The organism is Microbacterium phoenicis, assembly GCF_047302325.1.
Classification (GTDB): Bacteria; Actinomycetota; Actinomycetes; order Actinomycetales; family Microbacteriaceae; genus Microbacterium.
Genome location: NZ_CP154849.1, coordinates 2052613 through 2067224, shown reverse-complemented (window position 1 = coordinate 2067224; position 14612 = coordinate 2052613). Strand labels below are relative to the sequence as shown.

Sequence of the window (14612 nt, the reverse complement as noted above, 5' to 3'; positions counted from 1 at the left end):
CGCACCCGTCAGAACGGTCGGAGGTTCTTCCGCAGGGTGTCGTCGTACTCGCGGCGGAGGATGCCGCGGCGCCGCAGGATCGGCACCAGCTCGTCCAGCGTGCGGTGCACGGTGACGGGATGCAGGTCGCCCCAGAGGAGCACGCCGTCGTTGCCCCACGTGCCGTACTCCTCGATGCGGTCGGCCAGCTCGGCGGCGGTTCCCACCCAGCCGGACCCGTCTCGGAGGCGGCCGAGCCGAGCGTGCGCGGTGAGGATCGTGCGCAACGGCGCATCGTCGTCGTGATCCCCGATGAGACGGCGGATGCTGCCGTGGGAGACGTGCTCGCCGAAGATCCCTCGGTCGATGGGGCGGTCCAGGTCGAGTGCGGTCAGGTCGGTCTCGAGGTCGCTCGATTGTCGTTCGGCGATCGCCCGCAGCGTCCTGTCGTCGGGATGCTGCGACGCGGCCACCAGCCGGTCGGCCTCTTCCGGTGAGGACACGACGACCGGCTGGATGGCGAACAGGATCGTGATGTCGTCGGGCGAGCGCCCGGCGGCGGCGGCCGCCTCGTGGATACGCGCGCGGTACGACCGCACCGATTCCTCTGTCATCGGCGCCAGCGCGAGCTGCACGTCGGAGTTCGCTCCGGCGAAGCCGAGACCGCGCGCCGATCCGCCCGGCGAGACGATGACGGGCTCGCCCTGAGCGAAGGGGATCGCGTTCAGCGGCCCGTCGAAGGAGTAGTACTCGCCCCGGTGCACGGTCGGTTCCAACAGCGAGCCGTCCGCGTAGCGACCCGTGGCGGGGTCTGCGATCAGAGCGCCCTGGGGCCAGCTCCGCCACAGGGCGGTGACCGCCGACATCCATTCCTCGGCGCGGTCGTACGCGGCGTCGTGACCGAGCTGCGGCGCCGTCCCGAAGTGGCGCGCGCTGCCGGTGTCGGTGACGACGTTGAGGCCGAGCCGATGCCCGCTCAGGTGCTGCAGCGTCGCGAACTGACGGGCAGCGGTGTACGGCAGGGTCGCCGCCGGGTTGACGGTGGGGACGATCCCGATGTGCTCGGTGGCAGCGAACAGGTACGGCGCGAGCAGGAGGGGGTCGAGCTTCGGCCCGCCGAAGGCCTGCCGCACCCGCAGGTCGATCGTCGCGGCCGAGCCGAGCGAGGGTGCGTCCTCGATGATGAGCAGGTCGAATCCGGCCTGTTCGAGGGTGCGCGCCGCCTGCTGGTACAGGGCGGGCGAGGTCCAGTCGTAGTCCCAGTCGAGGTACGGATGGCCCCAGCCGTGCGGTCCGAATCCGCGGGCGAGGAACCAGCCGAAGTGCTGCGGACGGCTCACGCCACGACCGCCACATCGGGTTCGGTGACGGATGCCGCGGCCCGCAGTCCCCGCGCGAGATCGCCGATGAGGTCATCGACGTCCTCGATGCCCACCGAGAGCCGGACCGTCCCCGGGTGGACGCCGTGCTGCGTCCGCTGCTCCGGTGACCGGCGTGCGTGACTGGTCGTCGCGGGGTGCAGGACGAGCGAGCGTACGTCTCCCAGGTGGGTCATATGTGTGATGACCGAGAGCTCCTCGATGAACGCCCGCGCCGCAGCCAGACCGCCCCGCAGGGTCACGGCGAAGACGGAGCCGTATCCACCGCTCAGGTAGGTCCGCGCGAGGTGATGGGTGGGATGCGTCGGCAGGCCGGCGTAGTCGACCGCTGCGACGTCGGGGCGGGCATCGAGCCAGCGCGCGACGGCGAGTGCGTTCTCGGACTGACGCTGCACGCGGAGGCTGAGCGTCTCGATTCCCTGACCCACGAAGAACGCCGTCAGCGGGGACGGCGTCGGACCGTACCGCGGGGCGACGCTCTCTCGGAGGTGCGCGATGCGCGCGCGCCCCGCGTGGCGTTCCCACGGGCTGGGGGAGCCGTCGGGACCGCGCCGCGCGAGATGGGGGAACAGGCGGCCCGCACGCGCGCCGTCGAACCGGCCGTCGTCGACGACGACTCCGCCCAGGACGGATCCGTGGCCCGACAGGAACTTGCTCGCCGAGTGCACGACGATCGCGGCGCCGTGCTCGAGAGGACGCAGGAGGTAGGGAGTCGCGAATGTGTTGTCGACGATCAGCGGGATGCCGGCGGCTTCGCCCACGGCCGCGATGGCCGCGACGTCCAGGACGTCGTTCCGTGCGTTCGCGATCGACTCGCCGAACAGCACGCGGGTCTCGGGCCGGATCGCGCGACGCCAGGCATCCGGATCAGCGATGTCGTCGACGAACGTCGTCTCGATCCCGAGGCGGGCGAGGTTGTCGAGGAGGAGGCCGCGCGTGCCTTCGTAGATGTGCGTCGAGCTGACGATGTGCGAACCGGACTCGACCAGACCGAGGAGGGCGACCGCGATCGCTGCTTGGCCGGAGGCGACGAGGAGCGCCTCGGCCCCGCCCTCGAGGGATGCGAGCTTCCGCTCGACGGCATCGACCGTCGGGTTGCCGGTGCGCGAGTAGCCGAACCCGTCGCCCGAACCGAAGTGCGCGGCGGCGTCGTCGAAGGAGTCGAACGTGAAACCGGCGGTGAGGTGGATGGGGAGGGCGCGCGGCGTCGCCGGTGCGGCATCCGCCCCGATGTGCACCTGACGCGTCGTGAATCCGCCGGGGGCTCGTTCGGTCATGCGGCTCTCCTGTCCTCAGACCGACACAGTGCCACGGCCCCGCGCGCGGCGATCGTCGTGAGACGCGGTGTTACGGGCAGCGGCCACGCGGGTCCGGCCGCGCCGGTGATAGTCTGGCGCCGTGCGGACCGCTCGACTCCTTATCGGCCGCGACGAGACCTCGTTCTGAGCCCTCTCTCGTCGCGGAGGCTGTCGCGGGCGCCATCCGACATCAGGAGACATCATGAGCACGATTCCCGACCGTCCGCGGACCCTCGCCGAGAAGGTGTGGGACGACCACCTCGTCGTGAAGGGTGAGGACGGCAGCCCCGACCTCATCTACATCGACCTCCACCTCGTGCACGAGGTGACGAGCCCGCAGGCCTTCGACGGGCTCCGCGCCGAAGGGCGCCCCGTGCGTCGCCTCGACCTCACCATCGCGACCGAGGACCACAACACGCCGACCCTCGAGATCGACAAGCCGATCGCCGACCTCACGAGCCGGACCCAGATCGAGACCCTCCGGCGCAACGCCGAGGAGTTCGGCGTCCGCCTGCATTCGCTGGGCGACAAGGAGCAGGGCATCGTCCACGTCGTGGGGCCCCAGCTGGGTCTGACCATGCCCGGCATCACGGTCGTCTGCGGCGATTCGCACACCTCCACGCACGGCGCGTTCGGAGCCATGGCCTTCGGCATCGGCACGAGCGAGGTGGAGCACGTCCTCGCGACGCAGACGCTCCCGCTCAAACCCTTCAAGACGATGGCGATCACCGTCGAGGGGACGCTGAAGCCCGGTGTGAGCGCGAAGGACATCATCCTCGCGATCATCGCCAAGATCGGTGCCAACGGCGGTCAGGGCTACGTCCTGGAGTTCCGCGGATCCGCCATCCGCTCCCTCTCGATGGAGGGGCGCATGACGATCTGCAACATGTCGATCGAGGCGGGCGCCCGCGCCGGCATGATCGCCCCCGACGAGACGACCTTCGCGTACGTCAAGGGCAAGCCGCACGCCCCCCAGGGCGCGGACTGGGACGACGCGGTCGCCTATTGGCGGACACTGCCCTCCGACGAGGGGGCGGTCTACGACGCTGAGGTCTTCCTCGATGCCGACGAGCTCGAGCCCTTCGTCACGTGGGGGACGAACCCCGGTCAGGGGGTGTCGCTGAGCGGCGTCATCCCGAACCCCGAGCAGATGACCGACCCCAATGAGCGCGCAGCCGCCGAACGCGCCCTCGAGTACATGGACCTCGCTCCGGGGACGGCGCTGAAGGACGTGTCGGTGGATGCCGTCTTCATGGGCTCGTGCACGAACAGCCGCATCGAGGACCTCCGTCAGTTCGCGTCGATCGTGCAGGGTCGGGCGAAGGCCCCGGGCGTCCGGGTGATGGTGGTTCCGGGCTCCGCCCGGGTGCGCCTCGAGGCCGAGGCCGAGGGGCTCGACAAGGTCTTCACCGACTTCGGAGCGGAGTGGCGCTTCGCCGGTTGCTCGATGTGCCTCGGCATGAACCCCGACCAGCTGGCGCCGGGGGAGCGATGCGCCTCGACGAGTAACCGCAACTTCGAGGGCCGGCAGGGCAAGGGCGGTCGCACACATCTCGTGTCACCCCTGGTCGCCGCGGCGACGGCCGTCCTCGGCCGCCTCGCGAGCCCCAGCGATCTCGACGCACTGACCCTGACGGAGGCCTGACATGGAGAAGTTCACTCGCCACACCGGCGTCGGCGTGCCCCTGAAGCGCTCCGCCGTCGACACGGACCAAATCATCCCCGCCGTCTACCTCAAGCGCGTCACCAAGACGGGTTTCGAGGACGCGCTGTTCGCCAACTGGCGTCAGGACCCCGCGTTCATCCTCAACCAGGAGGCCTACCGCGGCGGTTCCGTCCTTGTGGCGGGCCCTGACTTCGGCACGGGCTCGAGTCGCGAGCACGCGGTCTGGGCGCTTCGCGACTATGGCTTCCGTGTCGTCCTCAGCACGAAGTTCGCGGACATCTTCCGCGGCAACTCGGGCAAGCAAGGCCTGGTCACAGGCGTCGTCACCGAGGACGTCCTCGAGGCGATCTGGGCTGCGCTCGAGGCCGAGCCCGGGCGGGAGATCACCGTCGACCTCGAGACACGGAGAGTGGAGGTCGGCGACCTCCAGGCCTCCTTCGACATCGACGATTACACTAGGTGGCGGCTTCTCGAAGGGCTCGACGACATCGGGCTCACGCTGCGCAGCGAAGATCAGATCGCGCAGTTCGAGGCGCGCCGCGAGGCGTGGCGGCCGCGGACGCTCCCCGTCCGCTGATCGGCCAGCGCCCCGCACAACGGGGCCGGACCACGCTTCCACGACACCAGTAATGAGGTCCCACCCATGAACACACTTCTCAGCGACTCCGCGTCGACGCCCGCCAGCGGCGGAAACACCGGTCAGACGCTCCGGATCCGCGGCGGCCGACCGCTGCGGGGCCGCGTCGAGGTGAAGGGGGCGAAGAACCTCGCCACCAAGGCGATGGTCGCCGCCCTCCTGGGTGAGACCGCCAGCATCCTCCGAGACGTGCCGGACATCAGCGATGTCCACGTCGTGCGTTCGCTCCTCGAGGTCCACGGCGTCCGCGTCGAGGACCTCGAGGAAGGTGTCCTCCGACTCGACCCGAGTGGCGCCGTCTCAGCGCACATGGAGGAGATCGACGCGCACGCCGGTGCCTCCCGCATCCCGATCCTCTTCTGCGGCCCCCTGCTGCACCTGCTGGGTCAGGCGTTCATCCCGGACCTCGGCGGATGCCGCATCGGCGACCGCCCGATCGACTTCCACCTCGATGCCCTCCGCTCGTTCGGTGCCATCGTCGACAAGCTGCCCAGCGGCATCCGTCTCTCGGCACCCGGTGGCCTGCACGGCGCGAACATCGAGCTTCCGTACCCCAGCGTCGGTGCGACCGAGCAGGTGCTGCTCACCGCGGTCCGGGCGAAGGGCACCACCGAGCTTCGGAACGCGGCCATCGAGCCCGAGATCATGGATCTGATCGCCGTCCTGCAGAAGATGGGCGCGATCATCTCCTACGAGCCCAATCGGGTCATCTTCATCGAGGGTGTCGAGTCGCTCCGCGGCTACGACCACCGGGCGATCTTCGACCGCAACGAGGCGGCCTCGTGGGCCGCCGCTGCCCTAGCGACTGACGGCGACATCTTCGTCGGCGGTGCCAAGCAGCAGGAGATGCTGACCTTCCTCAACGTCTTCCGCAAGGTCGGCGGCGACTTCGACATCGCCGAGGACGGCATCCGCTTCCGTCGCGGCGGCGCACTCAAGCCCGTCATGGTCGAAACCGACGTCCACCCCGGCTTCATGACCGATTGGCAGCAGCCGCTCATCGTCGCTCTGACGCAGGCCGAGGGCGAGTCCGTCGTCCACGAGACCGTCTACGAGAACCGGCTCGGCTTCACGCGCGCCCTCGTCCAGATGGGCGCCGACATCGTCGTTCACCCCGACGGCATCGCGAGCTCCGAGCGGCGCGTCCCCCGACGCGCGCTCGAGCAGGCGGCCGTCATCAACGGGCCGACTCCGCTCCGCGGCGCCGACGTCGTCGTGCCCGACCTCCGGGGTGGGTACTCGTACGTGATCGCGGCCCTCGCCGCCGAGGGCGAGTCGACCGTCCGCAACATCGGGATCATCCGCCGGGGGTACGAGAAGTTCCTCGAGAAGCTCACCGATCTCGGCGCCGACTTCGACGTCACGGAGTGACCCGGGTGAGCCCGCGTCGCCGCGCGTCGGCGGAGAAGACGAGCCCCAGCGTGTTCTGGCCCGCCGCCATGATTGTCGTGCCGGCCACGGGGTGGTTCGCGAGGATCGAGATCGAGGGCGCGGAGAATCTGCCGCTCGAGGGCGCGTACGTCCTGGCACCCAACCACTACAGCGAGTTCGACCCCGTGATCATCGCGGTCGCGACCTGGCGCATGGGCCGCGCTCCGCGCTTCATGGCGAAGGAGAGCCTCTTCAAGGTCCCCGTACTGGGCGCTCTGCTGCGTGCGACCGGCATGATCCCCGTCGCACGGGCGTCGAACTCGGCAGCTGCGACGCAGACGCTCGCGCAGTCGAACGCCCTCGTGGCCGCGCAGCGCGGCGTCATCGTCTACCCGGAGGGCTCGCTCACACGGGACCCCGACATGTGGCCGATGCGCGGCAAGACGGGCGCCATCCGGCTCGCCCTCGCCGCAGGCCGGACGCTGCCGGTGATCCCCGTCGCGACGTGGGGCGTGCAGGAGATCCTGCCGCGGTACGGCCGTCTTCGGCTGTGGCCGCCGCGTCGCCGTGTGCGCGTCCTCGTCGGCCCTCCCGTCGATCTGACCGCTTTCACCGACACGACGCCCGCCACCCTCGCCGCCGCGACGGATGCCGTCATGCGCGACATCTCGATCCTCCTGGGCCGCCTTCGAGGCGAGGAGCCTCCTCCAGAGCGGTGGAACCCGGCCAAGCACGGGCAGAACGAGACGGGGCGTCTTGACTCCTAGGGAATCGCCGCGCCGCGACGTCGTCGCTCCTCGCGTCGCCGTTCTCGGTTCCGGGAGTTGGGGGACGACCTTCGGCAAGGTCCTCGCAGACGGTGGCGCCGACGTCATGATGTGGGCACGTCGAGCAGAGCTCGCGCACGAGATCCGCGAGGGCAAGCGCAACACGCAGTACCTCCCGGGCATCAACCTGCCCCGCGGGCTGTCGGCGACCCACCATCTCGCGGAGGCGCTCGACGGTGCGACTCAGGTCTACATCGCGATCTCGAGCCAGGCACTGCGGCAGAACCTGAAGGGCGTCCGCCCGTTGCTCGGCAACAGCGACGCTCCGATCGTCTCCCTCATGAAGGGCGTGGAGAAGAAGACCGGGCTCCGCATGAGTCAGGTGCTCGAAGAAGAGCTCCGTTGCGATCCCGCCCGCATCGCCGTCGCCTCGGGGCCCAACCTCGCCCTGGAGATCGCGCGCCAGCAGCCCACCGCCGCAGTCATCTCGTCCTCCAGCCAGGAGACCGCTGAAGCCGTCGCCCGCGTCGCGCGCAACGGCTACTTCCGCACCTTCGTCAACACCGACGTGATCGGCACCGAGTTCGGCGGTGTGCTGAAGAACCTCATCGCCGTCGCGATCGGGATCGTCGACGGGGTTGGCTACGGCGAGAACACGAAGGCGTCGATCATCACCCGAGGTCTCGTGGAGATGACGGACTTCGCCGTCGCGCAGGGCGCTCAGCCCGAGACGCTGCAGGGACTCGCCGGTCTCGGCGACCTGATCGCGACGTGCCAGTCGCCCCTCAGCCGCAACAACACGGCCGGCCGCCTGCTCGGACAGGGATACAGCTTCACCGAGGTCGTGAAGCAGATGGACCAGACGGCCGAAGGCCTCGCCTCCGTCGCTCCCGTCCTTCAGCTGGCGCGGGCAGCCGGCATCCAGATGCCCATCGTCGAGCAGGTCAAGATGGTGCTCGACGGCACGATGAACCCCCGTGACATCGCTCCGCACCTGACGACGGATGACGATGAGCCCACGGAGGAGAGGACTCAGAATGGTTCAGGCGGTAGTGGTTCTGCTCTTCGGCGGGCGTTCCAGCGAGCACTCGATCAGTTCCGCCACGGCGGGCGGGGTGCTGCGCGCGATCGATCGTGAGCGCTACCGGGTCATCCCCGTCGGCATCACCCGCGACGGCGCTTTCGTCCTCGAGGAGGACGACCCCGACAAGTTCGCGCTGAACCCCGAGCGGCTTCCCGAGGTCGTCGACAACGGCACTCGCATCGTCTGGCCGGATTCCACGGCGACACGCACGCTCTCGGTCCGTCGTCCCGATGGGACCGTTGAAGATCTCGGCGACATCGACGTGGTCTTCCCCATCCTCCACGGCCGGTTCGGCGAGGACGGCACGGTGCAGGGGTTCCTCGAGCTCCTCGACCTGCCCTACGTCGGAGCGGGGCTCCTCATGTCCGCGATCGGCATGGACAAGCACACGACCAAGAGCGTCCTGCGCGCCGCCGGCGTCCCCGTGGTCCCGTGGGTGACGGTGACGCGTGCGGCACTGGAGCGCGACGACGACCTGTGGCGTCGCCGCATCCGCGCCCTCGGTCTGCCGGTCTTCGTGAAACCCGCTCGTGCGGGATCGAGCGTCGGGGTGTCGAAGGTCTCCGAATGGAGCGAGTTGGATGCCGCCCTCGACACCGCCTTCGATGAGGACACGAGCGTCCTCGTCGAGCAGGCTGTCTCGGGTCGCGAGGTGGAGTGCGGCGTCCTGCAGGGCCGCGACGGAGCGGAGCCCCGTGTCAGCGTCGCGGGCGAGATCGTCGTCAGCGGTCGGGACTTCTACGACTTCGAGGCGAAGTATCTCGGTGCCCCGGGTATCGATCTCGTCTGCCCTGCGGAGCTGCACGACGGCGAACTCCGCGAGATGCAGCGCATCGCCGCCCAGGCATTCGAAGCCGTCGGCGGACAGGGACTGTCCCGCGTCGACTTCTTCTACACGGGATCCGAGTTCTTCGTGAACGAGGTGAACACGATGCCCGGTTTCACGCCGATCTCGATGTTCCCGACGTGCTGGATCCAGAGCGGCCTCAGCTACCCGGACCTCATCACGGAACTCGTCGAGCTCGCGCGCTGACCCCGGTCAGGGCTGCGTCTCTGTCGGCGCGACGCACTTCGCTGTCGTCTCGAACCGCTTCGTGATGAGTCGGCTGAGGGCGGAGACGGGACCGCTCGACGAGACGACGTCGTAGTCCAGGATGAGCTCCGCGGCGGGCACCCGGCCGTATGTGGTGATCCGGTAGAGCGGCGCCTTCGAGTCGTCGACGACCCAGTCGACGCCGTCGACGGTGAAGCACGGCAGGGTGGTCGGTCCGAGCGGCTGCACTCCGCAGGCGAACTGCACCGTCGTCGGCTCGCCCCACGCCGCGGTCGACTGCGCATCGGTCCACCGCCGCTGCTGGTCCTCGAGGACGTCCGGCAGCCGGACCATGACCTGCGCGCAGCGCGGATCCTCGGCCTGCGGAGGGGTGTCGACGGCGACCGTCCCGGAGCACCCGGACAGGACGGCCGTTCCCGCCACGAGCAAGGCGAGCGCAGCGGACGAGCGGGTTCGGGGCATCGCTCCAGGCTACCGTGGACGCATGGGTGAGCTCCGTGTGCGCGACGTGTCCGAGAGGGAGCTGCTGGCCCGGATCCTTCGCGTGCTCGGCCCGGCATCGCGTGCCGAGGTTGGCCCCGGCGACGACGCAGCCGTCCTCGCGGTCCCCGGCGGACGCGTCGTCGCCACGACCGACACGCTCGTCCACGGGCCCGACTTCCGGCTCGCCTGGACGTCCCCGTACGACCTCGGATTCAAATCGGCTGCGGTGAACGTCGCCGACGTCGCCGCGATGGGGGCACGGCCGACGGCGCTCCTCGTCGCCCTCGCGCTCCCGGACTCGCTTCCCGCCGCGTTCGTCGATGCGCTGGCCACCGGCTTCCGCGACGCCCTCGCCGAGCTCGCACCGGGCTGCGCCGTCGAAGGGGGCGACCTCACCGTGTCCGAGACGCTCACCGTCGCCGTCACCGCCCTCGGCGTCCTCGACGGCGTGGAACCGGTCCGCCGGTCCGGGGCGCGTCCCGGCGACGAGGTCGCGGTGGCGGGCGAGCTGGGTGCGGCGGCTCGAGGCTTGCGCATCCTTTTCGACCGGTTCCGGGATGCCGACGGCATCCCTCTTCCCATCGATGACGATGTGCTGTCGGTCGCCGATCGGCACGACCTCGAGGCGCAGTTGCGTCCGCGGCCGCCCGTGGAGCTCGGTGTGATGGCCGCCCGGGCGGGCGCGACGGCGCTCATGGACGTCTCCGACGGTCTCCTGCTCGATGCGTCGCGGATCGCGGACGCGTCGGGGGTGACGATCTCCATCGACACAGGTCTCGACGACGATGCCCTCACGGGCGGGGAGGATCACGCGCTCCTCGCGTGTTTCCCGGCGGGGTCCGCCCCGCGCGGCTTCGACGTCATCGGGCATGTCCGCGAGCGTTCGGAAGCCGCCGTCCTCGTTGACGGCGTGGTTCCGTCGGCCCGGGGCGGGTGGGACCCCTACGTCGATTGGGACTCGGCGCTCGGGTGAGGAGCGGCCGCGGGATCCGCGGGGCTGAGCCACCAGAGCGTCGTGTCGCCGTACTTCTTCGCGCGCCCCGCCACCAGGCCGGCGGGCACATCCGGTTCGCCGGACCGTGTGGCGCGCTCGACGACGACCACCGCGGAAGCGGTGAGTCGAGGGGTGAGGAGCGCGAGGGTCGTGGACACCTCGGCATCCGTCATGTCGTACGGCGGGTCCACGAACACGAGGTCGAACGACGACGCTCCGCTCCGGAGGAATGCGTCCGCGGCGGAGCGGTGCACCGTCAGCCGTCGTCCCGGAAGGCTCCGCGCGACGGCGCGGACGTTCCGTTCGATGACGGATGCCGCGCGCGGCGCGCGCTCGACGAGGTCGGCCGACGCCGCGCCCCGACTGACCGCTTCGAGGCCGAGCGCGCCCGAACCCGCGAACAGGTCCAGGACGGCCGCACCGTCGACGAGGCCGGCGGACTCCAGCGCACCGAACAGCGATTCGCGCACACGTTCGCTCGTCGGTCGCGTGCCCGCGCTCGGCACGGCCAGCGGGAGCGACCCGGCGTCACCGGCGATGATCCTCGTCACCCCCACACGATATCCGCGTCGGCGCCCGCTCGTAGACTCGTCGCATGGCCTCGTACTCGCTCGACACGTCCCTCCCGGAGGCCGTCGGCGAGAATCTGGCGAAAGGGCTCAAGCGCGCCTTCCAGATGACCACGGTGGGGGAGCTGCTGGGTCACTACCCGCGCCGGTATGCGAGCCGCGGGGAGCTGACACCCATCGCGGCGCTCCCGGTCGGCGAGCTCGTGACGATCGTGGCCGAGGTCCGCTCCGCGTCGACGAGGCAGATGCGAGGCCGCCGCGGAGAACTCGTCGAGGTCGTCATCGGCGATGGCGAGGGCACCATGTCGCTCACGTTCTTCGGTCAAGCGTGGCGCGTGAAGGATCTCACTGCCGGTCGGCAGGGCATCTTCACCGGCAAGGTGGGGGAGTACCGCGGGCAGAAGCAGCTCACGCATCCCGATTATCAGCTCTTCGACGACGAGGGAACCGCCCGGCTCACGGCGGAGGCGTGGCGGAATCGTCCGATCCCGATCTACCCCGCGACGAGCACCCTCTCGAGCTGGCAGGTCAAGAAGTGCGTGGACCTGGTGCTCCCCAAGCTCGGGGCCGTCCCCGAACCCCTGCCCGCCGCCTTCCGTGCCGAGCAAGGCCTCCTCGACGCCCGCATGGCGCTGACCCGCATCCACGACCCGGAGTCGTTCGACCAGATCGGTCCGGCGCGGGAGACGCTCCGGATGCACGAGGCATTCGTCCTGCAGGCGGCGCTCCTGCAGCAGCGTCACTTCGTCCGGATGATGTCGGCCACCGCTCGGCCCTCCGGTGAACTCCTGTCGCGATTCGACGCCGCTCTGCCCTTCGAGCGCACTCCCGACCAGGTGACCGTGGGTGACAGGATCGCCGCGGACCTCGTGGCCCCGTGGCCGATGAACCGTCTCGTGCAGGGCGAAGTCGGTTCGGGGAAGACGCTCGTCGCCTTGCGAGCGATGCTGCAGGTCGCCCAGTCCGGAGGGCAGTCCGCGCTCATCGCCCCGACGGAGGTCCTGGCCGCTCAGCACGTGCGCTCCATGGCGCGGATGCTGGGCCCCGAGCTCGCACCCGAGCTCATGCCGACGCTGCTCACCGGGCAGCTGGGCGCGGCCGAGCGCCGACGCGCGGCCCTGCGCGTGGCGTCCGGGCAATCCCGCATCGTGGTGGGGACGCACGCCCTCCTGAGCCAGTCCACGACGTTCGCTGATCTGGGACTCGTCGTCGTCGACGAACAGCACCGTTTCGGCGTCGATCAGCGAGAGACGCTCCGCGCTAAGGGCAGCTCACCGCACGTTCTCGTCCTGACGGCCACGCCGATCCCGCGGACCGTCGCCATGACCGTGTTCGGCGATCTCGACGTGTCGACCATCCGCACCATGCCGGGCGGCAGGGCCGGGATCTCGAGCTTCGTCGCTCCCGTGGGGGAGAAGCCCGCATGGTTCGCGCGCGTCTGGGAGCGCGTCGCTGAGGAGGTGCGTCTCGGAAGGCAGGCTTTCGTGGTGTGTCCGGCGATCGACGCCGCGACCGACACGGATGACGAGGAATCGGTCGAGACGGAAGAGCCGGGCCGCACCCGGTGGGGTGTCGTTCAGGCCGCAGCGCTGCTGGCGGGGCATCCCGACTTCCGGGACATCCGCGTCGAGATCCTGCACGGCAAGATGCCCGGTGACGAGAAGGATGCCGTCATGCAGGCCTTCGCCCGCGGGGATATCGACGTACTCGTCGCCACGACCGTGGTCGAAGTCGGCGTCGACGTTCCCAACGCTTCGACGATGGTGATCCTCGAAGCGGACCGGTTCGGCGTATCCCAACTGCACCAGCTGCGAGGTCGCGTCGGTCGCGGCTCGGTCCCCGGGCTCTGCTTGCTGGTGACCGAGGCCGACCCGTTCACACCCGCGCGACAGCGCGTCGAAGCCGTCACGGCGACGACGGACGGCTTCGAACTGGCCGAAGTCGACCTCGATCTGCGCGGCGAGGGGGATGTCCTCGGAGATGCGCAGTCCGGCGTCCGGTCCTCCCTGCGACTCCTTCGTGTCGTCGCCGACGCGGACCTGATCGCCACGGCTCGCGCCGAGGCGGAACGTCTGCTCGCGGAAGACCCGACCCTGGACGGAGCGCCGGGTCTCACCGCCGCCATCGCCGGGCGGGTGAGTCAGCGCGAACGCGCCGCACTCGGAAAGAACTGAGTCGCGGCGCGGCAGGCGCAGGGTGTCGTTAGGCTCGACGGCATGAACAACCGGATCGCCGTCGTCCCGGGTTCCTTCGACCCTCCGACCCTCGGGCATCTCGACGTCATCCGGAGGGCTGCAGCGCTGTACGACCAGCTGCACGTCCTCGTCGTGCACAACCCCGGCAAAGAGGCGATGCTGCCGATCGCGCAGCGTCTGTCCCTCCTCGAGCAGTCGATCGAGGAGGGAGGCATCGAGGGCGATGTGGTCGTGGCCGCCTGGAGCGTGGGACTTCTCGTGGATTACGCGACAGATGTGGGCGCCGGCGTGCTGGTGAAGGGGATCCGGTCGCAGGTGGACGTCGCGTACGAGACGCCGATGGCCATCGTGAACCGTCATCTCGCTCACATCGAGACGGTCTTCCTACTGCCCGATCCCGCGCACGCGCTTGTGTCCAGTTCGCTCGTCCGTCAGGTCGCCTCGCTCGGGGGCGATGTGTCCCCGTTCGTGCCCGGCCCCGTCGCGCGCTTCCTCGACAACGGTGCGCGCACCGGCTGATCCGGCCCGCGTGGTCTCCGTCACGCGTAGCATGGACGACCGTGGTCAGAAAGCGTGTGAACAGCGGTCCCTTCGTCCTCCCCGTTCGGGACATCGTCCGAGCACCCGGGGAGATGCGCGAGTTCGAGGTGACGGTCCCGGCACCCGAGAAGTGGGGCGAGGGGCTGGCGTGGGTCGACCAGGGGAGCGACGTCCATGTCGACGCCCGGCTCGAATCGGTCCACGAGGGGATCCTGGTCACTGCGGACATCACGGCGACGTACGAGGGGCAGTGCAGCCGGTGCCTCATGGACCTGACACGCCCGCTCCAAGTCGAGTTTCAGGAGCTCTTCGGGTATTCTGGGGACGAAGCGACTGACTTCCAGGTTCAAGACGACCACGTGGATCTTGAAACAGGTGTCAGGGATGCGATCGTCCTGTCGCTTCCGTTCCAGCCGGTGTGTCAGCCGGACTGCCCCGGACTCGATCCGAACACGGGCGAGAAGCTGACCGAAGCACCGGTACCGGAGACTCAGATCGACCCGCGCTGGACTGCGCTGGCCGCCTTGTCGGCCCCATCCACAGACCACGACGACGAGGCAGTACGCCCCGCCGCCGACGACACAGAGAAGAGCTGA

General features: G+C 69.7%; 14 protein-coding genes. 10 read left to right on the top strand and 4 right to left on the bottom strand.

Annotated elements, in window-relative coordinates:
* Positions 1 to 8 precede the first annotated feature (8 nt).
* Together ABCU91_RS10150 and ABCU91_RS10145 are read right to left on the bottom strand one after the other, a co-directional pair.
* Complete coding sequence (locus ABCU91_RS10150) at positions 9 to 1319, bottom strand: LLM class flavin-dependent oxidoreductase (protein ID WP_413353579.1); 1311 nt, start codon at positions 1317 to 1319, stop codon at positions 9 to 11.
* Positions 1316 to 2635, bottom strand: coding sequence for an O-acetylhomoserine aminocarboxypropyltransferase/cysteine synthase family protein (locus ABCU91_RS10145; protein WP_413353578.1), 1320 nt, complete (start codon positions 2633 to 2635; stop codon positions 1316 to 1318). The genes ABCU91_RS10150 and ABCU91_RS10145 overlap by 4 nt, the downstream gene beginning before the upstream one ends.
* A 223-nt stretch (positions 2636 to 2858) precedes the next feature.
* Between ABCU91_RS10145 and leuC the strand changes: the two genes are divergently transcribed.
* The 6 genes from leuC to ABCU91_RS10115 all read left to right on the top strand — a co-directional run bounded on the left by leuC (position 2859) and on the right by ABCU91_RS10115 (position 9214).
* Positions 2859 to 4301, top strand: coding sequence for a 3-isopropylmalate dehydratase large subunit (gene leuC / locus ABCU91_RS10140; protein WP_413353577.1), 1443 nt, complete (start codon positions 2859 to 2861; stop codon positions 4299 to 4301).
* 1 nt (position 4302) lies between these two features.
* Positions 4303 to 4899: a 3-isopropylmalate dehydratase small subunit gene (gene leuD, locus ABCU91_RS10135; RefSeq protein ID WP_406924138.1), complete on the top strand. Its 597-nt coding sequence runs from the start codon at positions 4303 to 4305 to the stop codon at positions 4897 to 4899.
* 66 nt (positions 4900 to 4965) lie between these two features.
* Complete coding sequence (gene murA, locus ABCU91_RS10130) at positions 4966 to 6330, top strand: UDP-N-acetylglucosamine 1-carboxyvinyltransferase (RefSeq protein ID WP_406924139.1); 1365 nt, start codon at positions 4966 to 4968, stop codon at positions 6328 to 6330.
* A complete protein-coding gene (locus ABCU91_RS10125) occupies positions 6327 to 7097 on the top strand; it encodes a lysophospholipid acyltransferase family protein (protein WP_413353576.1) in 771 nt (256 codons plus the stop codon). Before murA ends, ABCU91_RS10125 begins: the two co-directional genes overlap by 4 nt.
* On the top strand, positions 7087 to 8235 hold the full coding sequence (locus ABCU91_RS10120) for an NAD(P)H-dependent glycerol-3-phosphate dehydrogenase (RefSeq protein WP_406924141.1): 1149 nt from the start codon (positions 7087 to 7089) through the stop codon (positions 8233 to 8235). Before ABCU91_RS10125 ends, ABCU91_RS10120 begins: the two co-directional genes overlap by 11 nt.
* Positions 8135 to 9214 carry a D-alanine--D-alanine ligase family protein gene (locus tag ABCU91_RS10115; RefSeq protein ID WP_091354010.1) on the top strand — a complete coding sequence of 360 codons (1080 nt, stop codon included), beginning with the start codon at positions 8135 to 8137 and terminating at the stop codon, positions 9212 to 9214. Before ABCU91_RS10120 ends, ABCU91_RS10115 begins: the two co-directional genes overlap by 101 nt.
* A gap of 6 nt (positions 9215 to 9220) precedes the next feature.
* On the opposite strand, the gene ABCU91_RS10110 is transcribed toward ABCU91_RS10115, so the two are convergent.
* Positions 9221 to 9697, bottom strand: coding sequence for a DUF3515 family protein (locus ABCU91_RS10110; protein ID WP_091354006.1), 477 nt, complete (start codon positions 9695 to 9697; stop codon positions 9221 to 9223).
* Positions 9698 to 9719: 22 nt separating this feature from the next.
* Here ABCU91_RS10110 and thiL point away from each other — a divergent pair, with 22 nt between their 5' ends.
* Positions 9720 to 10691 (top strand): thiamine-phosphate kinase, encoded by a 972-nt coding sequence (gene thiL, locus ABCU91_RS10105; RefSeq protein ID WP_413353575.1) that lies wholly within the window; start codon positions 9720 to 9722, stop codon positions 10689 to 10691.
* Here thiL and rsmD read toward each other — a convergent pair.
* Positions 10661 to 11269, bottom strand: a complete 609-nt coding sequence (gene rsmD / locus ABCU91_RS10100) for a 16S rRNA (guanine(966)-N(2))-methyltransferase RsmD (RefSeq protein WP_413353574.1) — start codon at positions 11267 to 11269, stop codon at positions 10661 to 10663. The two genes, thiL and rsmD, sit on opposite strands and share 31 nt — an antisense overlap.
* A 38-nt stretch (positions 11270 to 11307) precedes the next feature.
* Between rsmD and ABCU91_RS10095 the strand changes: the two genes are divergently transcribed.
* From ABCU91_RS10095 to ABCU91_RS10085, 3 genes are all read left to right on the top strand, one after another.
* A complete protein-coding gene (locus ABCU91_RS10095; RefSeq protein WP_413353573.1) occupies positions 11308 to 13455 on the top strand; it encodes an ATP-dependent DNA helicase RecG in 2148 nt (715 codons plus the stop codon).
* Positions 13456 to 13497: 42 nt separating this feature from the next.
* Positions 13498 to 13995 (top strand): pantetheine-phosphate adenylyltransferase, encoded by a 498-nt coding sequence (coaD, locus tag ABCU91_RS10090; RefSeq protein WP_406924145.1) that lies wholly within the window; start codon positions 13498 to 13500, stop codon positions 13993 to 13995.
* A 113-nt stretch (positions 13996 to 14108) separates the two neighbouring features.
* Positions 14109 to 14612, top strand: a complete 504-nt coding sequence (locus ABCU91_RS10085; RefSeq protein ID WP_413355396.1) for a YceD family protein — start codon at positions 14109 to 14111, stop codon at positions 14610 to 14612.